The following is a 20,305-nucleotide window of genomic DNA, read 5'->3' as shown; positions in this document are numbered from 1 at the left end:
CGTTGGTCACCTCCGGCGGGCCCATCACGCATTCTCCGGTGCCGCGCGTTCGCCGGCCACGGGCTCACCGGGGTCAGCCTGGCCGGCCGGGAGTTTGTCGGGCGGCTCCACGCGCAGCACCTTGGCCACCGGGACGTCGGTCGACGAATGCAGCACGATCGAGAGCGCAATCGTGACGGCGACCAGGTCGAACACCAGCTCGCTGTCCGGGATGCCCGATTGCAGCGCCAACAGGCCGTAGACCACCGAGGCAAACCCTTTGGGGCCGAACCAGGCCGCCGCCAGCCGCTCGCGGCGGGGCATCTTCGTGCGCAGCAGCGAGACCAACAGCGACACCGGCCGGATGACCAGAATCGCGATCACCGCCAACAACCATTCCCGCCAGCCGAGGTGAGACAGGCGGTCGGGGGTGATCAGCGCACCGAAGACCAGCAGTGCAGCGAACTTGGTGAGCTCGGCCAGCAGGTCGCCGAACGGCTCGAATCGTTCGGCCACCATGGGATCCAACGTCGCCAGCGTCGATCCCGCGGCGAATGCGGCAAGGTACGGATTGGCGTGGGTCAGATGGCAGGCGGCATAGATCACGATCGCGATCGCGACCGGCCCGAGCGGCTGCAACCGGGGTTCGGCGGTGAGGATCGTGCTGCGCCAGGCCAGCGCCACCACTGCGGCGACACCGAAGCCGAGCACCAGCCCCAGCATCAGCTCTTCGAGAATCTGGGTCCAATGCGAGCTCTCGTGCTTGGCCGTGGCCAGAAAGATCAGCACGAACGGCAGCGCCAGCCCATCGTTGAGACCCGACTCCACATTGAGCAGGCGCCGCAGTCGCAGCGGGACGTCCGACCGGCCCACGAGCGCCGCGGCGAACACCGGATCGGTCGGCGACAGGATGGCGCCGAGCAGGAACGCGGTGGGCCAATCGAGGCCGGCCAGAAAGTGAGCGGGAACCGCGATCCCGACCATCGTCAGCGGCATGCCCAGCCCCATCGCCCGGCCCGACAACTGCCAATTTTCCCGCAGCGCACGCATATTGGCACGCTGGCCGTCGGTGAATAGAACCGTGAACAGCGCGATATCGGCGAGTGCGGCCACCATGCCGTGGCCGGGCCCGAGGTCGACGACACCGAAGCCGCCCGGCCCGATCAGGGCGCCCGCCAGCAGGAACATCAGCGCGGTGGACAGCACCGTCCTGGCCGCGACCCCTGACAGCGACACGCTGATCAGCAGCACCACACCAAATGCCAGGGCAAGGGCCACGCCGAGGTCTCCACATCGTCACTGAAATCACGCCCATGCAGGCGTGACTGCCGACCAGACTTCCCGGCGCACCACCCGTAAAGATGCCGCAGACGGCCGGTCCCGGGCAACCGGGCGGGTACCACCGGCGCCGGTTGCCAAACCCGTGGCCGGCCCGGTGTGCGATCCTTCGTCGGGGTGAGGAGGACGGTCGTGCGCTCAGCGTTGTCGGTGTCGACGGCAGTAGATGCCGACCTCGACGAACTCGCCGCGGTCGCCGCCGCTACCTTCCCGCTCGCCTGCCCGCCGACGTCACCGCCCGAGCAGATCGCGGCCTTCATCGCCGCGCAGCTGTCCGCCCGGCGGTTCGCCGACTACCTGGCCGATCCGTCGCGCACCGTGCTGGCTGCCCGCGACGGTGACCGAATCGTCGGCTACGCCATCCTCGTCGACGGCGTCGGGACCGACGGCGACGTCGCCCGGGCGGTGACCATCCGCCCGGCGGTCGAACTGTCCAAGATCTACGTGCTGCCCGACTGTCACGGCTCCGGCGTCGCCGCGACGCTGATGACCACCGCGCTCGACCACGCCGGCGCCGCCGGGGCAGGCTGCGTCTGGCTCGGGGTGAACCAGAGAAACGAACGGGCACAACGGTTCTACACCAAACACGGCTTCACGGTCACCGGCACCAAGACGTTCTCGCTCGGCGCGCACACCGAGCACGACTTCGTCATGGTCCGCCGGCTCTGATCTGGCCCTCTGCGCCGACTTGGGCCCCTGGTTTGGCCAACTGGCCGTACTGTGAACTCCGGAGGCTGATCTCCCCATGCCGGATCCAGCCGAAAGGACGCTAGGTGGACGTTGGCTCGGCTTCCGGCCCTGACGATCATGTCGGCCGGGATCTGTCCCGCGTCGACTGGGCGTCGACCCCGCTGGGAGTGCCGGCGGACTGGCCGCAGAGTCTGAAGACCGCCGTCAGCATCCTGTTGTCCTCCCGCTTTCCGATGTGGATGGGCTGGGGGCCCGAACTGACCTTCTTCTGCAACGACGCCTACCGGCGCGACACGCTGGGCCGCAAGTATCCGTGGGCGCTGGGCCTGCCGTTCAGCACGGTCTGGGCCGAGGTCTGGGAAGACGTCCGGCCACGGATCGAGCGGGTACTGACCACCGGCGAAGCGACCTGGGACGAGGGCCTGCTGCTGTTCCTGGAGAGATCCGGCTACACCGAGGAGACCTACCACACCTTCTCCTACAGTCCGCTGCGCGACGAAGCCGGTGCCATCGTCGGAGTGCTCTGCGTGGTCAGTGAAGACACCGACCGGGTGATCGGCGAGCGGCGGATGGCCACCTTGCGCCATCTCGGCTCCGACCCGTCGGTGATCCGTACCGAGCAGGAGATGCTGGCCTTCGCCGGCCGCCAGCTCGAGCGCAACCCGCGCGACCTGCCGTTCACCCTGACTTACCTGTTCGACGACGACGGTGGCGCCCGTCTGGCCGGCGCCACCGGAATCGAGCCCGACCACCCGGCCGCCCCACACGTACTCCCGGCGCTGGATGCGAGGGTCTGGCCGCTCGACGCCCTGGCCCACGGCAAATCGGAGCTGGTGGATCTCGGCGGTCCGCCGTTCACCGACATGCCCACCGGGCAGTGGCAGGCGCCGCCGCGCCAAGCGCTGGTGACACCCCTGCTCGCGCAGGGCGGGACACCGTCGGGCTTCCTGGTCGCCGGCCTGAATCGGCATCGACCGCTCGACGACGACTACCGCGGCTTCATCGAGCTGGTCGCCGGCCATATCGCGACCGGCATCTCCAGCGCCCGCAGTTTCCGCGAACAGCAACAGCGCGCCGAGGAACTCGCCGAGCTGGACCGGGCCAAGACCACGTTCTTCTCCAACATCAGCCACGAATTCCGCACCCCGATCACCCTGATCCTGGGTCCGGTGGCCGAGCTGCGTGCGCATGCGCCGGGCCTCGACGAGCACGCCCAGCAGGAACTCGATGTGATCCAGCGCAACGGATTGCGGCTGGCCAAATTGGTCAACACGTTGTTGGACTTCTCCCGGATCGAGGCCAACCGCGTGCAGGCGCAGTACGAACCGGTCGACCTCGCCGAGGTGACCGCGGAACTGGCGAGCGTGTTCCGCTCGGCGATCGAGCGCGCCGGGCTGGCCTTGACGGTGGACTGCCGCTCCGTGGGCGAGCCGGTTTATCTCGACCACGACATGTGGGAGAAGGTCGTCCTCAACCTGCTGTCCAACGCGCTGAAGTACACCTTCACCGGCACGATCACCGTTCGGGTGGAGCGCGACGGCGACGCGGCGGTGGTGACCGTCGCCGACACCGGCATCGGCGTACCGGCCGTCGAGATGCCCCGGCTGTTCGAACGGTTCCACCGCATCGAGAGCGCCCGCGCCCGCTCCACCGAGGGCAGCGGCATCGGCCTGGCGCTGGTGAAGGAACTGGTCGGGTTGCACGGCGGCGCCATCGCCGCCGACAGCACCGAAGACGCCGGGACCACCTTCACCATCCGGTTGCCGCTGGGCTCGAGCCACCTGCCCGCCGACGCGCTGATCGCACCGGGAGCCAGCCGGACGCCCTCCGGTATCGCCGAACCCTTTGTGCAGGAAGCCTTGCGGTGGCTGCCCGACCACCGGCCACAGGACGTGACCCACGCTCCGGAGCCGCCGGCTGCCGCCGCGGCCACGAGCACCGTCCTGGTGGCCGACGACAACGCCGACATGCGTGAGTACCTGGTTCGGCTGCTGCGCGGCGCGGGGTACCGGGTCGACGCGGTGGCCGACGGACAACAGGCCCTCGAGCGGATCCGCTCCGAGCTTCCCGACCTGGTGGTCAGCGACGTGATGATGCCGCGCCTGGACGGCTTGTCCCTGGTCGCGGCCCTGCGCACCGATCCGCGGACCGTCGGCGTGCCCGTGCTGCTGCTGTCGGCGCGAGCCGGTCAGGAAGCCTCCATCGAAGGCCTGCAGGCCGGCGCCGACGACTATCTGGTGAAACCCTTCGCCGCCGCCGACCTGCTCGCCCGGGTGCGCGCGAACATCGAACTGGCCCGCCTGCGCACCCATCACACCCGCTGGCGCACCGCGCTGGTGGAGTCGCTGCAGGAGGCCTTCTTCGTCTGCGACGAAGTCGGGGCCGTCATCGAGATCAACAACGCGTTCACCGACATCCTGGGTTTCGGCGCCGACGATCTGCCCTACGCGCCCGAGCATCCCTGGTGGCCGGACGCCGACTCCCAGCCCGAGGCGCACCGCATGATCGTCGAGGCCTTCTCCGGCATGGCGGAGAAACCCCTTGGCAGCTACACGATTCCGGTGAACCATCGCGACGGTCACCGAGTCTGGATCACCGCGAACATCGCCCACGCCGAGGATCCCGAAACCGGTCGCGCTGTGATGGTCGGGACCTTCCGCGATGTGACCGCAGAGCACTACAGCGAGCAACGCCAGACCGCCCTGGCTGCGCTCAATCAGCAACTCGCGCAGGCAGATACCGTCGACGACGCGTTGCGCGCCGCGCTACAGCAGCTGCGTGCGCTGTGGTCGGCCCACCGGGTGTCGGCCGCGGTCTTCCCGGTCCACGACGGCGAGGTCCTGCCGGCATCGGAGCTCCCGGAACTGTTCGGCGACACCGACGAAGCCCAGTGGGCCGCGCTGCCCGAATCGGTCAAGGAGGCGATCGCCGCCCTGGGCGCCAGCCGGGACCTACTCAGCGCGGCCACCACCGTCGCCGGTTCGGCGGCGATCGCGCTTCAGCACCCGCGCGGCATCCTGGTGATCTGGATCGACCTGACCGACGAACGCCCCTTCACCGGCGACGACCAGACTCTGCTTGCGGTGCTCGCCGGCCGGCTCGGCCAAGGCCTGCAGCGCGTGCACCAGCTGGATCAGCAGCGGGAAACCGCTCTGGCCCTTCAACATTCGATTCTGGGCCCGGCCAACCTGCCCGCCGGTTTCGCGGTGCGGTACCAGCCCGCCTCGCACCCGCTGCAGGTCGGCGGCGACTGGTATGACGTGATCGCGCTGGACGACGGACGGATCGCCCTGGTCGTCGGCGACTGCGTCGGGCACGACCTGGCCGCCGCCACCGTGATGGGACAGCTGCGCAGCGCCTGTCGTGCGTTGCTGCTCGAAAAGTCCAGCCCCGCAGCCGCATTGGCCGGGCTCGACCGCTTCGCCGCACGACTGCCCGGAGCGCAGTCAACCACCGCGTTCTGCGCGATCCTGAACCCCGACACCGGCGAACTCGCCTACTCCAGCGCCGGTCATCCGCCACCGATCCTGGTCTGCGCCGACGGCACCACCCGGCTGCTCGAAGACGGACACTCCCTCGCGCTGGGGATCCGGCCGGACCGGCAACGCCCCGAAGCTCACCTGAGGGTGCCCGCCCAGGCGACCCTGCTGCTCTACACCGACGGCCTGGTCGAGCGCAGGCGCCGCTCCCTCGACGACGGAATCGACCGGGCGGTCGACCTGATCCGCGGCGACAGCGCCCTGGATCTCGACCCGCTGGCCGACCAGATCATGGGGCAGCTCGCACCGCCCGGCGGCTATCAGGACGACGTCGCCTTGCTGCTCTACCGACACCCGGCTCCGCTGGAAGTCACGATCCCCGCCGACCCGATGCACCTGGCCCCCGCGCGTGCCGCATTGCGGGACTGGCTGACCGCCGCCGGCATCGATCAAGACCAGGCCCAGGACGTGCTTGTCGCCGCGGGCGAGGCGGTGACCAACTCGATCGAACACGGCTACCGGCACATCGAGGGCGGCACGATCACGTTGCAGGCCATCTCCGAAGTCGACCAGCTGCGCCTGACGATCACCGACTCCGGCTCGTGGAAGCCCAAAGACACCGGCTACACCCACCGCGGCAGAGGCATCCAGATCATGGAAGCCCTGATGGAGGACGTTTCGATCCACCGCGACACCACCGGCACCGTGGTGCAGCTGTCGACCAGGATCCGCCGATGAGCACGCCCGTGACGTTTCGCAGCGAACGCGGACCGGACGGCGAACAGGTGCTGATCGCCACCGGGGAAATCGATGCCAGCAATGTGGCCGGCTTCTCCGCGGCGCTCGAAGCGGGTACATCCGACGGCACCGGCATCCTCACCGTCGACCTCAGCGCGGTCGACTATCTGGACAGTGCGGGCATCAACGCCCTTGTCCCACACGCCGAATCAGTGCAGATCGTCGCCAACCCGGTGTTGATGCGGGTGCTTCAGGTCAGCGGCCTGGGCGAGCTGACCAAGATTCGGCCGTCGTCGGAAACCTGAGCTTCACAGCCCGCCCGGGCTGGTCAGCGCCAGCAGCCGCGACGTCGCCCGCAGGTATTTCTTGCGGTAGCCGCCGGCCAGCATCTCCTCGGAGAAGATGGTGTCGAGTTTGGTGCCCGAGGCCACCACCGGGATGCCGGCGTCATACAGCCGGTCGGTCAGCGCCACCAGCCGCAGCGCCACATTCTGATCCTCGATCGGATGCACCCCGGTGATGTAGACGCCGCTCACCCCTTCGATGAGGGTCAGATAGCGCGACGGATGCATGGTCGCCAGGTGCGCGCACAACGCGTCGAAATCGTCGAGGGTCGCACCGGCGGCCTCAGCGGCCCGCGCGGCCACCTGGTCATCGGTCAGTGGCTCAGGGGCCGGCGGCAGGCCACGGTGGCGGTAGTCCGGTCCCTCGATCCGAACCGTGGTGAAAATACTTGCCAGCGTGTTGATTTCACGCAGGAAATCCTGAGCGGCGAAGCGCCCCTCGCCCAGCTGCTCGGGCAACGTGTTCGACGTCGCCGCGATCGACACCCCGCGCTCGACGAGCTGAGACAACAGCCGCGAGATCAGCGTGGTGTTGCCCGGATCGTCGAGCTCGAACTCGTCGATGCACACCAGCACGTAGTCGGCCAGCAGGTCGATGCACTCCACAAAGCCGAACACCCCGGCCAGTTGGGTCAGCTCGCCGAACGTCGCGAACGCCCTGGGGTGCTCGGCCGAGTCGGGCATCTCCCGGTACGACGACGCCAGCAGATGCGTCTTGCCGACGCCGAACCCGCCGTCGAGGTAGAGCCCGACGCCCGGCAGGGTTTCCCGCTTGCCGAACAGTTTCTTCTTGCCTGCCCGGCGCCGCTGGGCCTCCTCGCAGAACGCCCGGCAGGCATCCACCGCGGCGGCCTGGGTGGGCTCGGCCGGGTCGGGGCGATAGGTGTCGAAGCGGACGTCGGCGAAGGTGGGCGGCGGGACGAGTTGGGCTATCAGCCGCTCCGGAGAGACCGTCGGATGGCGATCGACGAGGCGGTCCATGACAGGCACCTTATCGCTGGGTCGTTTCCCGGGTCGCTTCGCTCCTGCCCTCCGTGCTGGAATCGTGCGCATGGCCGACCCAAGCGCGAATGACCCGAATGGGACGCACTTCACACTGTTGGGTGACGGTGGAGCGGTCGGCGACGACCGCCTCGCCGAGCTCTACGCCTACCCGAGCGCACTGACCCGGTGCGTGGTCCGCGGCAACATGATCACCAGCCTCGACGGCGGCGCCGCGACCGGCGGCACCTCGGGCGGCCTCGGCGGCGCGGGCGACCGGCGACTGTTCCGGGTGCTGCGCGAGCTCGCCGACGTCATCGTCGTCGGCGCCGGCACCGCACGCGCCGAGAACTACGCGGGTGCGCAGATGACGGTCCCGGAACGACAGGCCCGCCGCCACCGCGGCCAGAGCGAAGTCCCGCCCATCGCGCTGGTCACCCGGTCCGGGCATGTCGAGCACGACCAGCCGGTGCTGACCCGCACCGAGGTGGCGCCCCTGGTGCTCACCTGTGACGCCGCCGTCGGACAGACCCGCTCCCGGCTCGCCGGGGCCGCCGAGGTGATTGCCTGCTCGGCGGACGATCCCGCCGAGGTCGACCCAGGCGCCGTGCTGGCCGCGCTCGCCGACCGCGGGCTACTCCGGGTGCTGTGCGAGGGCGGGCCCACGCTGATGGGCACCTTCGTCGAGCACGACATGCTCGACGAGCTGTGCCTGACCACCGCACCGACGCTCGTCGGCGGATCCGCGCCGCGGATCGTGTCCGGCCCCGGCAACGTCCTGACCGCCATGCGGCGCGCGCACCTGATCGGCGACGCCGACGGCTATCTCTACGCCCGCTACACCCGCGTCGGCTGACCGGAACCGGCCTACCGTGTCGCTACTGTGGTGGGCATGCGCGATCGTCGGGTCTGGGCCTCCCAGGCCATAGTCAGCCTCGGCACCGCTGCGTTGACGGCTTTGCTGACCGGATGCGCCCCGTGGCTGGCGGCAAACCCTCAGTTCGCCAGCGACAAGGCGCACAACCAGTCGGCTCCCACGTCCACCAAATCGGCCGGCGGCCCGCCGCCGATCGCGGTGCCCAAGAACGACCTGATGTGGAAGGACTGCACGTCGCGGGTGTTCGGCGACGCCGGCACCCCGGCCGCGCCCGGGGTGACCCTGGAGTGCGCCAACTACGACGCCGACCTCGATCCGATCGCCGGTGCCACCGGCACCGTGAGTATCGGTGTGGTGCGGGCCAGGTCGGTGCAGACCCCACCCGACGCCGGCCCGGTGGTGTTCACCACCGGCACCGACATCCCGTCCTCGATGCAGCTGCCGGTGTGGCTGTCCCGCTCGGGTGCCGACATCCTCAAGAGCCATCCGATCGTGTCGGTGGATCGCCGCGGCATGGGGATGTCCAGCCCGGTGGACTGCCGCGATGCCTTCGACCGCCAGGAGATGCGCGACCAAGCCCAGTTCGAGTCCGGCGACGACCCGGTGGCCAACCTCGGCGCGATCACCATGACCGCGACCACCAGCTGCACCGACACCATCGCCCCCGGTGATTCCGCCTACGACAACTCCCGCGCCGCCGAGGATCTGGAGCGGCTGCGCAGCACCTGGGACGTCCCGGCCTTAGCGCTGATCGGGGTCGGCAACGGCGCGCAGATCGCGCTGGCCTACGCCGGTTCGCACCCGGACAAGGTGGCCCGCCTGGTGCTCGACTCCCCCGTGCCCCCGGGCGTCAACGCCGAAGCCGCCGCCGAGGAGCAGGTCAAGGGTCAACAGGCCGCGCTGGACGCGTTCGCCGCGCAGTGCATCGCGGTCAACTGTGCGCTCGGGCCCGACCCGAAGGGCGCCGTCGACTCGCTGCTGGCCGCGGCGCGCGCCGGCCGCGGGCCCGGCGGCGTGTCGGTGGCGGTCCTGGCCAATGCGATCGTCACCGCGCTGGGCTTCCCCAGCGGCGACCGCATCGGCAGCACCGTCAGCCTGGCCAATACGCTGGCCGCGGCCCGGGCCGGGGACGCCAATCAGCTCAACAGCCTGATCAACCAGGCCGAGGCGATGCGCGACACCGACGGCCAGTTCGTCAACACCTGCAGCGACGCCCTCAACCGCCCGACCCCCGACCGGGTCCGCGAACTCGTCGTCCAATGGGGCAAGCTCTACCCACAATTCGGCACGGTCGGCGCCCTCGACCTGGTGAAATGCCTGAACTGGCCCAGCGGCGCGGCCCCCAAGGAGCCCAAGAACCTCAAGGTCAATGCGCTGCTCATGGGCGTGCAGAACGACCCGATCGTCGGCAATCAGGGCGTGCCCGCCTCGGCGGCCACCATCATCAACGCCGGCGCGGCCAGCAAGCGGGTGATGTGGCAGGGCATCGGCCACGGCGCGAGCATCTACTCGGCCTGCGCCATCCCGCCGATGGTGAGTTATCTCGACAGCGGCGACATGCCGCCCACCGACACCTACTGCCCCGCCTGAGCGTCTGACGCGTCGCGCCGGTGTACGGTGCGGACGTGGCGCTAGCTGACTCTCGATCCGGCCTGCTGTCCGCATTTCGACCCCGGACGAGCCCGCCCACCACGGCGGCGGTCCTGCGGTCGGCGCTGTGGCCGATCGCGATCATGTCGATCATCCATCGCAGCTATGTGCTGTCGTCCAACGGCTACATCACCGACGACTTCGGGCCCGTCTACCGGGCGGTGTCCAACTTCCGGCGCGGGCTCGCCATCTACAACGAGCACTTCGACTACGTCGACCCGCACTACCTGTATCCCCCGGGTGGCACCCTGCTGATGGCGCCGTTCGGCTACCTGCCGGTGTTCGCCTCGCACAACTGGTTTGTGTTCTTCAACACGGTGGCCATGATCATCGCCGCCTGCCTGATCGTGCGACTGTTCAACTTCTCGTTGACGTCGGTGGCGCTGCCCGCGCTGCTGGTGGCCATGTTCTGCACCGAGTCGGTGACCAACACGCTGGTGTTCACCAACATCAACGGCTGCATCCTGCTGGCCGAGGTGCTGTTCTTCCGCTGGCTGCTCGACGGCAAGATCAGCCATCAATGGCTGGCCGGTGCGGCGATCGGGCTGTCCCTGGTGGTCAAACCGCTGCTCGGGGTGCTGCTGCTGCTGCCGCTGCTCAACCGGCAATGGCGGGCCGTGGCGGCCGCGGTCATCGTGCCGGTGATCTTCAACGTGGCGGCCTGGCCGCTGGTCGCCGACCCGATGGACTTCGTCAACCGCACGCTGCCCTACATCTTCTCCACCCGCGACTACTTCAACAGCTCGGTGCTGGGCAACGGTGTGTACTACGGGCTGCCGACCTGGCTGATCCTGGCGCTGCGGCTGGTGTTCCTGGCGCTGGCGGTGGCCAGCCTGTGGCTGCTGCATCGGTACTACAAGCACCGCGACCCGCTGTTCTGGATGCTGACCTCTTCGGGTGTGCTGCTGATCGCGTCCTGGCTCGTGCTGTCACTGGCGCAGGGCTACTACTCGATGATGCTGTTCCCGTTCCTGATGACGGTGGTGCTGCCCAACTCGGTGGTGCGTAACTGGCCGGCATGGCTGGCCACCTACGGCTTCTTGACCATGGACCGCTGGCTGATGTGGCGCTGGCCGACCACCGGGCGCTTCCTGGAGTACATGAAGATCACCTACGGCTGGTCGCTGATGCTGATCGTGGTGTTCTGCGTGCTGTACTTCCGCTACTCCGACGCCAAGGCCGACGGCCGGCTGGCCGACGGCATCGATCCGCCGTGGATGCGCGCCAGCCCGGAGCCGGCCGCACGGTAACGTGAAGCCATGAGTTCGATTCCCGCTCCGAAGCTGGAACTGACCGACGACGAGTGGCGCAAGCGGCTGAGCCCAGCTGAGTACGCGGTGCTGCGGCAAGCCGGCACCGAACGTCCGTTCACCGGCGAGTACACCGATACCAAAACCGAAGGCATCTACGCCTGCCGGGCCTGCGGTGCCGAATTGTTCCGCAGTACAGAGAAATTCGAGTCGCACTGCGGCTGGCCGTCGTTCTTCGACCCGTCGCACTCCGAGGCGGTGATCCTGCGGCCGGACGACACGCTGGGCATGCACCGGGTAGAGGTGCTGTGTGCGAACTGCCACAGCCACCTCGGGCACGTGTTCAGCGGTGAGGGCTACCCGACGCCGACCGATCAGCGCTACTGCATCAATTCGATTTCGCTGAAGCTGGTGCCGTCCGAGGAGTAGCGGTCGCCGGCGCGAAGCGGGCGAGCACCGAGTCGACGCCGACGGGGGCTCCGTAGAAGAAGCCCTGGGCGATATCGCAGCCCTGCTGGCGAAGCCACGCTGCGGTGTGGGCGTTCTCGACACCCTCGGCCACCGTGCTGATCCCCAGCGACTGCGCCAGCCCCACCACGGCCCGCACGACGGCGGCCGCGGTCGGGTCGATGAGCACCGGCGCGATGAACTGCGGATCCAGCTTCAATTCGTCATTGGGCAATTCCCGCAGATAGGCCAGTGTGGAGTACCCGGTGCCGAAGTCGTCGATGGCGATCCGGATCCCCTGGCTCCGCAGTTGCTGCAGAACGGATCGGGTCTGCTCGACGTCGCCGAGGACCAGGTGTTCGGTGATCTCGATCGTGAGGTGCTGCGGGGGCAGCCCGCTCGCGGCCAGCGCGGCGCTGATCCGGCCCGGCAGCATGGCGTCGGCCAGCAGCGGAGCGAAGACGTTCACCGACACCGACGCGTCGACGCCGGCGGCCCGCCACCGCGCGGCGTCCTGGCCGGCTCGGCGGAGGGCGAGGTCGGTCACCGCGTCCATCAGGCCGTGGCGGCGGACCAACGGCAGGAACTCGTGCGGCATGAGCACGCCGCCGTCGGGTTGCGGCCAGCGAAGCAGCGCCTCGAAACCCACCAGATCGCCGGTGTGCAGCCGGAATTGCGGCTGATACACCAGTGCCAGTTCGCCGGCGTCGACGGCGCGGCGCAGATCGCTCAGCACGGTCAGCACCGCCGAACCGTTGCGTACCGGAACATCGGTGGTGCGGTACAACGCCCGGTCGACCCGCACGGAGTCCATCTCGGCGGTGAAGACATGCATACCGCCGGATCCGGCCCACTTGGCCGAATACATCGCGGTATCAGCCTGTTTGAGTAACACGTCGGTGGACACCGCCGGGCCGCCGGCCTCGGCGACGGCCACCCCGGCGCTGGGCAGCATCGACAGCTGGTGGTCGTCGACGACGAACGGTGCCTCGAATGCACCGATCACGCGCCGCGCGACCCGGTGGGCGTCACCGGTCGGACCGGTCATCACGATGCCGAACTCGTCGCCACCCAGCCTCGCCACCGTGTCCCCCGGCCGGACCGCCCGGCTGATCCGGTCGCCGACCAGGATCAGCAGCCGGTCACCGGCGGGATGGCCGTAGCTGTCGTTGACCAGCTTGAAATCGTTGAGGTCCAACACCATCACCGCAACGGGGATCCCGTCGCGGTCCCGCCGTTGCACCGCCTCGGCCAATTGGTCGTTGAACCGCGAGTAGTTGGCCACCCCGGTGAGCGGGTCACGCTGGGCCTGATCTGCGGCCTCGGCGAGCAGACGCTGGTTGTCGCTGATGGCCAGGAACTGGCGGATGAACACTGCCAGTGCCAAACACCCCCCGAGCACCAGCACCGGTCGGGAGGTCAGGTCGACCATCGGTTCGGTCGCCGCCGCGGCCACCAACAGGACCGCGGTGAGACCGGGCAGCCACACCGACGCCCACGCCGACTCGGTTCGGACCCTGCGGGCCGGAGTGGTCGGCTGACGGGCCGACAGTGCGGCCACCGCGATCAACAGCATCCCGACGATCCAGCCGGTGTCGACGAGAGACCCGTGTTGGTAAGCGCCCTTCACCGAGACGTAGGTATAGACGCTGTCGGACAGGACGATACAGAACAAGCCCACCGTCAACAGGGCCAGCGTGACCCGCTGATCGGACGGACCGCGGATCACCAGAAGCATCGCGACCGTCAGTACGGCGATCTCCATCGCGGCGTACACCGCGGGCACGAACTGCATCACGTGGTCGACTTCGCCGGCGGCCTTGTACAACTCGTCCATCACCAGAAGCCAGAACACCAAGAAGAACGAGGCCGCCACGATGGCCGAGTCCAAGAGGAAGCGGCCCATGTACCGCTTGCTCATCCCGGTGGGAAACAGCATCAGGGCCGCGCCGAAGCCGACCGGGAAGAGGATGAAAGGCCACTTCTGCGTGGTGGCCAGCATCTGTCCGGTGTGAAACACCTCGACGTACACCAGCGCGCTCGCTCCGGCCGCCCAGCCGGTGAGCCCGCCGGCCATGCACAGCCACGCCGCCCGCGGCCGGCCGGTCGACGACCGCGCCGCCCACGCGGCACTGGCCGCAGCGAACCACGGTGCGCCGAGGAACAGCACCGAGTTCACGCTGTCGAGCACGGCAGCGGGGGTCCAATCGGCGATCAGCCACATCGCAACGGCGGCGACCGCGGCGGCGATGAACGCCGCGGCCCCACCAGCTCGCACCCTGTTGTCCACGCTGACACCCATGACAGTTTCGGCAGAAACGGCACATACCCCAGCGCAGAGGTTAGCAACGCCGGTGCAGCCCAGAGGCGGAATCAGCGGTCTCGCCGCTGGATCGGGCTAACCCGGGGGGACGCCCGCGCCGGCGGATCTGCGTTGAACCAACCGCAACAACTCGGCGGGCGGCACCGGCACGCCGTAAAAGAATCCCTGCCCGATGTCTCCGCCGAGATCGCGTACCAACGCTGCGGTGTCGGCATCCTCGACACCTTCGACCACCACCGTGAGCCCCAGCACGTGCGCAAGATCGACGACGGCGCGGACCACCGCCGCCGCACGGTCATCGACCAGGATCGGCGCGATGAAGTTGCGATCCAGTTTCACTTCGTCGATCGGCAGGTCACGCAGATAGGACAACGCCGAGTATCCGCTGCCGAAATCGTCAATGGCAATCCGGATCCCGTTGCGGCGCAGCTCTTTCAAGACATTGCACGTCCGCTCGGTGCTGTCCAGGAAGAGCTCTTCGGTGATCTCCACCGTCAATGCCGACGGCAACAAACCACGATAGGCCAACGCCTGGGTGATGACCGCGGGCAGGCCGACGTTGGCCAGCGACGGCGCGAACAAGTTCACCGCCACCGAGATGTCGACCCCGGCCCGGTGCCACGTCAACGCGTCGTCAAGGGCCTTGCCGATCACCAGCCGGGTGACCAGTCCCATCAGGCCGTGCCTGCGGACCAGGGGCAGGAACGCCTCGGGCGCCAGCACCGTCCCGTCGGGCTGCGGCCAGCGCAGCAATGCCTCGGCTCCGACGATGGCGCCGGTGCGTAGGTCGAGCTTGGGTTGATACACCAAGCTGAGCTCGGCGTGGTCGATGGCATGACGAAGCCTGCCCAGCAGCTGGGTCGTCGTGGCAGCGTCCGCACCGAAACCGCCCGGGAGCCCACCGAACAGGCGGTTGTCGCCGGCATCGTCCGCCAACTGCATCTCCGGGTGATAGCTCTGCACACCGCTGGCCCGCGACCGCTTGGCCGAGTACATCGCGACGTCGGCGCGCCTGAGCAATTCCTCGGTCGACAGACCCGGTTCGGTCGGATCGGCGATCGCCAACCCGACACTGGCCCGGATCAGCAGTTCGTGGCCGGCGATCACAAACGGCTCCTCGAACGCTGCCACCACCCGGCGTCCCACCACCTCGGCCGCCTCGGAACTGCCCTCGACCAGCACCGCGAACTCGTCGCCGCCCAGCCGCGCGACCGTGTCACCCGTGCGGACACTGTCGAGCAGCCGATGGGCCACGGCGATCAGCAGATCGTCGCCGACCGGATGGCCGAGATTGTCGTTGACGAGTTTGAAGTCGTTGAGGTCCACCGCCACGACCGCCGGTGAAAGGTACTCGCGCTCATACAGTTGCATCGCGTGTTCGAGACGCTGATTGAACAGCGCGCGGTTGGCCAGACCGGTGAGCGGATCGTGCAGCGCCTGCTCGGCGACGGTCTCCACCAGCCGCCGGTTCTCGCTCACCGCGAGGAACTGCCGAACCAGCACGGCAATCAACAGCAGGACCCCCACCGGCAGGATCGGCCCGGAGGCCAACTCGGCGGGCGGTTGGGCCGCCACCACCACCACGCCGATCATCAACGGCGCGAAGGGCACCCAGACCGCCGCCCAGCCGGGCATCTCCTGGGCGGCGCGCTCGTCGGGCGTCACGTTCTGGCCCGCCACCGCCGCCAGAGTGAGCAGGAGCAGCCCGGCCACCCAGCCGATGTCGATCGCGTTGCCGCTGAAGTATTCGTTGCGGGCAGTCAGATATGCATATCCACTGTCGGCCAACGCCATCGCCACCAGGCCCAGCGTCAGCAGCCACAGGGCCAGTCGGGCGCCCGGACCCGCGCTCAGCATCACCACACAGGCGACGGTCACCAGCACGACATCCCAGATCGGGTAGGCCATCAGCAGCGCGAACTCGAACCCGCTCGACGCACCGGCGCGATACACCCCACTCATCACCAACGCCCACGACACGGCGAACAACGACGCAGCCACGATCACGCCGTCGAAGAAGATGCGCCAGTCCGACGACCGACTGGAGTGAGTGCGGATCAGCAGCAGTCCCACACAGGCGCCGGCCGGATAGATCAAAAAGAACACATCGGCCAGCGACGGGAACGGCTTCTCGCCGGCCACGATCTCCAGATATGCCCAGACGACCTGCCCGGCAGCGTACGCCGTGAGGCCGAAACATACTGCGGCCCAGGCAGCGCGGGTCCGGCCGCGGGTCATGGTCACGGTCCGCGCCGACGCGAGCGCCGCCGCGATCGAGACGACCACCAGCATGATGTCGTCGACGGCGGTCAGCAGCGGTCCGCGGATCTGCCCACCCAGAATCACGACCAGGAACGCGACGAAATACGCGGCGGCGCCGATCGCGACGTGAGACGTCTTCAGCGTCCTGGGCATCCCCCGCCCCCTCCCCGCACCCGCCACATGGATCGTGGCGGTCGGGCGAGTATACCTAGCTCATCAGCTCGATTTGGGGAACATCGGCTTCAGACCAGCGGTAGGAACTGCCCCCGACCGGACCACCCAAGCTCTGGTAGTCACCCACGCCCTCACACCGTTTGAAGACCTCGACCAGCTTGTCCGAGGACAGCGGCGGACTGAAGTAATAGCCCTGGCCGACATGGCAGCCATGCCGGCGCAGCCAGTCGGCCGTGGCCGCCGTCTCGATACCCTCGGCCACCGTGGTCAAACCCAATTCGTCGGCCAGGTTGACCACCGCGCGCACCACGGCGGCCGCTCGCTGATCCGCGGGAATCGGCGCAACGAAGTGGCGATCCAGCTTGACCTCGTCGACGGTGAGATCGCGCATGTAGGACAGCGCCGAGTAGCCACTGCCGAAATCGTCGAGCGCGATGCGAATACCGTTCTCCTGCAATTGGTTCAGTACCGCCTTGGTGCGATCCATGTTGTCCAGGAACAGATCCTCGGTGATCTCGACGGTCAATAGCGATGCGCTCAGATTGCGCTCGGCCAGCGCTGCGGCGAACTTCGCCGGCAACCGCAAATCGGCCATCGACGGCGCGAACATGTTCACCGCGATGGGCACCTCGAGTCCCTCGGCCCGCCAACGCAACACGTCATCGAGGGCGATGTTGACCACCAGGTCGGTGATCGACCCCATCAGCCCATAGCGGCGGACCAGCGGAAGGAACTCGTCCGGCGCCAACATCCCCCGCTTGGGATGCGGCCAGCGCACCAGCGCCTCCACCCCGCTGATGGCGGCCGTGTTCAGGTCGAACTTCGGCTGATACACCAAGGTCAGCTCGAACTGGTCGATGGCCTGGCGGAGCTCGCCCAACAACCGGATCGTGCTCGCGCCACTGCGAGTGACCATCAACGGCCCGCTGGCGAACAGATCCCGCTCCGGCGTCGGCGATTCGGCCAGCAGCATCTCGGCGTTGAACGGGTGCACACCGCCCGCACGCGACCGCTTGGCCGCGTACATCGCAATGTCGGCTCGCTTCAGCAGTTCGTCGGCGGCCAGTTCCGGTTCGTCGGCCTCGGCGACCGCCAGACCGACACTGGGACGGATCACCAGATCCTGGCCGTCGACGATGAACGGCTGGTCGAAGGCCTCCACCACCCGGTGGGCGACCAGCTGCGAATTGTCCACCCGGCCCTCGATGAGCACCGCAAACTCGTCCCCGCCGAGCCGCGCCACCGTGTCGCCGGCGCGCACACACCCGACGATCCGCTCGGCCACCAGGCTGAGCAGCTCGTCGCCGACCGGATGGCCGAGCGTGTCGTTGACGACCTTGAAATCGTCGAGGTCCATCACCAGGATCCCCACCGAGAGCCCGTCCCGCTTACGCATCTCCATCGCATGGTTGAGGCGATCGCGGAACACGATCCGGTTGCCGACCCCGGTCAGCGGGTCACGCAGCGCCTGCTCGGCCACCGTCGCCAGCAACGTCCGGTTCTCGGCCATCACCAGCAGCTGGCGGGCGCTGAACGCCAGCAGCAGCACCACCCCGATCGCCGGAATCGGTCCGTCCTTGAGCTGCTCGGGCGTCTCGGTGAACACCGCCAGACTCGCCAACAACACCGGGACGAACGGCAGCCACACCGACATCAACGAGACTGGTTGCGCAACAACGGTTTCCCGGTGCACAAAGCCGCGACCGGCGATGGCCGCAGCAATGAAGAACACCAGGCCGACCAGCCATCCGACGTACAGCACCGCCACCTGCGTCGGCTGCTGCGTCGCTGTCAGGTACACAAACGCGCCGTCGGAGAGCGCGACGCTCAGCATGCCCAGCGTCAGCAGGATCAGGGTGCGCCGCTGGCCACGTTGAGCACGTGCCACCACCAGCACACCGATGGTCAGCGCAACCGCGTCCAGCACCGGGTAACTGGACGAGACGGCCACCCGAAGCCGGCCACCGGGCGCCGAGCGCCACAGTTCCTCGAGCACCATCGCCCAGCCGATGATGGCGAACGATCCGGCCACGATCAGCCCGTCGAGCAGCAACCGGGTCCGCGACGACCGGCTGAACCCCGAGGACAACAACAGCAGCGCCACCGCCACGGCGATCGGCAACACCAGATAGGCGACGTCGGCCACCGACGGGTAGGTGTCCTCGAAGTCGATCACCCGGTAGAAAAACCACAGCAACGCGCCCACCACGAACGAGACCAGCCCGATCGTCATGCTGAGCCAGGCCGTGCGCGTCCGGCCGCGACCACTTCGCGCGGTGATCGCCGCGGCAGCCGCCGCCACCATCGCGATCGCGATCATCGTGTTGTCGACGACGGTGAACAGCGAGACCGGCGTCCCGCCTCGCCAGCTGCCGACAACCAGCACCACGGTGAGGACGGCCACGGACAGGATCGGGCCCAGAACCACCGCACGCAGGTGCGTCGCGTTGAGCCCAGTCACTCGGGCCTCCCGATTGTCGCGGCCGCGTCGTCGGACCCGGTCGGGCAATGGTAGCGAAATTCGGTTTGCTCGGCCGCGAGTTTGCTCGCTAGGGCAGCTTGGCGACCAGCTCTTCGACCCCGATGCGCGGACCGGTGAAGAACGGGATCTCTTCGCGAACGTGGCGGCGGGCCTCGGTGGCGCGCAGATCCCGCATCAGGTCGACGATGCGGTACAGCTCAGGAGCCTCGAACGCCAGGATCCACTCGTAGTCACCGAGGGCGAACGCCGGCACCGTGTTGGCCCGGACGTCCTTGTACCCGCGCGCGGCCATACCGTGATCGGCCAGCATCTTGCGGCGCTCGTCGTCGGGCAGCAGATACCAGTCCAGCGAACGCACGAACGGGTAGACGCAGACGTAATTGCCCGGCTCCTCCCCGGCGAGAAACGCCGGGACGTGGCTCTTGTTGAACTCGGCCGGGCGGTGCAGCGCGACGGCGCTCCACACCGGCGAAACCGCGCGGCCCAGCGCGGTGGTGCGGCGGAAATCGCTGTAGGTGGCCTGCAGCGACTCGATCCGCTCGGCATGGGTCCAGATCATGAAATCGGCGTCGGCGCGCAGGCCGGCGACATCGTAGAGGCCCCGCACCACGACGCCGTTCTCCTCCTGCTGCTTGAGGAACGTGGCCGTTTCGTCGACGACGGCGGCGCGGGATTCTTCGTCGTAGCCCAGTTCCCCCGGCTCGGCCGCGAACACCGAGAACATCACGTAGCGGATGGTGGCGTTGAGCTCGTCGTAATCCAGTTTGGCCATGGCACCAATCGTGCCACGCGACGGTTGCGCTATCGGCGGATGGTGGCAGCCACCACAGCTTCGGCGGCCCGGCCGGCCACCGCCACGCAGGCGGGCACCCCGATACCGTCGAGATAGTTGCCCGCGAGCGCCAGCGTCGGCGGCAGATCACCGCGCAGCCCGGCGGTCTGCTCGCGATAGCCGGGGCCGTACTGCGGCATCGCCTCCAGCCAACGGTGCACCCGCACGTCCAGCGGGTCCACCGCGATGCCGAACACGGTCTGCAGGTCGGCCAGCGCCCAGGCCAGCAGATCGGCATCGGAGGTGGCGCGGGCCACCGAATCACCGAACCGGCCGAACGACAGCCGCAGCAGCTCGGCGTTGCCGCGCGCCCCCCATTTGCGGGTCGACAAGGTGATCGCCTTGGCGTGCAAGCGTTCTCCGCTGGCCACCAACACCCCGGACTGCGGCGGCAGCGGGGTGCCGCCGGGCACCGCCATGGCCAGCACGGCCGCGGAAGCGACCGGGATCCGGGCGGCC

13 protein-coding genes and 1 pseudogene are annotated in these 20,305 nt (G+C 68.4%); 7 read left to right on the top strand and 7 right to left on the bottom strand.

What is annotated here, in order from left to right:
• Window positions 1-24: 24 nt before the first annotated feature.
• Window positions 25-1,257 (bottom strand): sodium:proton antiporter, encoded by a 1,233-nt coding sequence (locus MSZK_RS15005; RefSeq protein WP_099249076.1) that lies wholly within the window; start codon window positions 1,255-1,257, stop codon window positions 25-27.
• Between the two features lie 177 nt (window positions 1,258-1,434).
• Between MSZK_RS15005 and MSZK_RS15000 the strand changes: the two genes are divergently transcribed.
• From MSZK_RS15000 to MSZK_RS14990, 3 genes are all read left to right on the top strand, one after another.
• Window positions 1,435-1,986 (top strand): GNAT family N-acetyltransferase, encoded by a 552-nt coding sequence (locus tag MSZK_RS15000; protein ID WP_233211324.1) that lies wholly within the window; start codon window positions 1,435-1,437, stop codon window positions 1,984-1,986.
• A 104-nt stretch (window positions 1,987-2,090) separates the two neighbouring features.
• Window positions 2,091-6,224, top strand: coding sequence for a SpoIIE family protein phosphatase (locus MSZK_RS14995; RefSeq protein ID WP_099249072.1), 4,134 nt, complete (start codon window positions 2,091-2,093; stop codon window positions 6,222-6,224).
• Window positions 6,221-6,529, top strand: coding sequence for an STAS domain-containing protein (locus MSZK_RS14990; protein ID WP_099249070.1), 309 nt, complete (start codon window positions 6,221-6,223; stop codon window positions 6,527-6,529). Before MSZK_RS14995 ends, MSZK_RS14990 begins: the two co-directional genes overlap by 4 nt.
• A gap of 3 nt (window positions 6,530-6,532) precedes the next feature.
• Here MSZK_RS14990 and zapE read toward each other — a convergent pair whose 3' ends face one another.
• Window positions 6,533-7,621 (bottom strand): cell division protein ZapE, encoded by a 1,089-nt coding sequence (gene zapE, locus MSZK_RS14985; protein ID WP_371411339.1) that lies wholly within the window; start codon window positions 7,619-7,621, stop codon window positions 6,533-6,535.
• Between zapE and MSZK_RS14980 the strand changes: the two genes are divergently transcribed.
• From MSZK_RS14980 to msrB, 4 genes are read left to right on the top strand one after another with little or no spacing between them, the layout of a single operon-like run.
• The gene (locus MSZK_RS14980) at window positions 7,620-8,405 is read left to right on the top strand and encodes a pyrimidine reductase family protein (RefSeq protein WP_099249066.1); all 786 of its coding nucleotides are present in this window, start codon (window positions 7,620-7,622) and stop codon (window positions 8,403-8,405) included. The two genes, zapE and MSZK_RS14980, sit on opposite strands and share 2 nt — an antisense overlap.
• A 36-nt stretch (window positions 8,406-8,441) precedes the next feature.
• Window positions 8,442-10,016, top strand: coding sequence for an alpha/beta fold hydrolase (locus tag MSZK_RS14975; RefSeq protein WP_099249176.1), 1,575 nt, complete (start codon window positions 8,442-8,444; stop codon window positions 10,014-10,016).
• 20 nt (window positions 10,017-10,036) lie between these two features.
• On the top strand, window positions 10,037-11,326 hold the full coding sequence (gene aftC, locus MSZK_RS14970; protein WP_099249064.1) for an arabinofuranan 3-O-arabinosyltransferase: 1,290 nt from the start codon (window positions 10,037-10,039) through the stop codon (window positions 11,324-11,326).
• 18 nt (window positions 11,327-11,344) lie between these two features.
• Entirely contained in the window at window positions 11,345-11,755 is a 411-nt protein-coding gene (gene msrB / locus MSZK_RS14965; protein WP_199203348.1) for a peptide-methionine (R)-S-oxide reductase MsrB, read from the top strand.
• On the opposite strand, the gene MSZK_RS14960 is transcribed toward msrB, so the two are convergent.
• The 5 genes and pseudogenes from MSZK_RS14960 to MSZK_RS33030 form a co-directional block, all read right to left on the bottom strand.
• On the bottom strand, window positions 11,715-14,063 hold the full coding sequence (locus tag MSZK_RS14960; protein ID WP_158230585.1) for a bifunctional diguanylate cyclase/phosphodiesterase: 2,349 nt from the start codon (window positions 14,061-14,063) through the stop codon (window positions 11,715-11,717). The genes msrB and MSZK_RS14960 overlap by 41 nt on opposite strands.
• 108 nt (window positions 14,064-14,171) lie before the next feature.
• Window positions 14,172-16,511, bottom strand: coding sequence for a bifunctional diguanylate cyclase/phosphodiesterase (locus MSZK_RS14955; RefSeq protein WP_099249057.1), 2,340 nt, complete (start codon window positions 16,509-16,511; stop codon window positions 14,172-14,174).
• 55 nt (window positions 16,512-16,566) lie between these two features.
• On the bottom strand, window positions 16,567-18,993 hold the full coding sequence (locus MSZK_RS14950) for a bifunctional diguanylate cyclase/phosphodiesterase (protein WP_099249055.1): 2,427 nt from the start codon (window positions 18,991-18,993) through the stop codon (window positions 16,567-16,569).
• 88 nt (window positions 18,994-19,081) lie between these two features.
• Window positions 19,082-19,786, bottom strand: a complete 705-nt coding sequence (gene hemQ / locus MSZK_RS14945; RefSeq protein ID WP_099249054.1) for a hydrogen peroxide-dependent heme synthase — start codon at window positions 19,784-19,786, stop codon at window positions 19,082-19,084.
• A gap of 29 nt (window positions 19,787-19,815) precedes the next feature.
• Window positions 19,816-20,305, bottom strand: a pseudogene (locus MSZK_RS33030) (protoporphyrinogen oxidase); the annotation flags it as partial.

Origin of the sequence: Mycobacterium sp. shizuoka-1 (assembly GCF_002723835.1) — a bacterium.
GTDB lineage: Bacteria > Actinomycetota > Actinomycetes > Mycobacteriales > Mycobacteriaceae > Mycobacterium.
The sequence above is the reverse complement of the archived record's forward strand: the minus strand, read 5'-3'. Positions and strand labels throughout refer to the sequence as shown.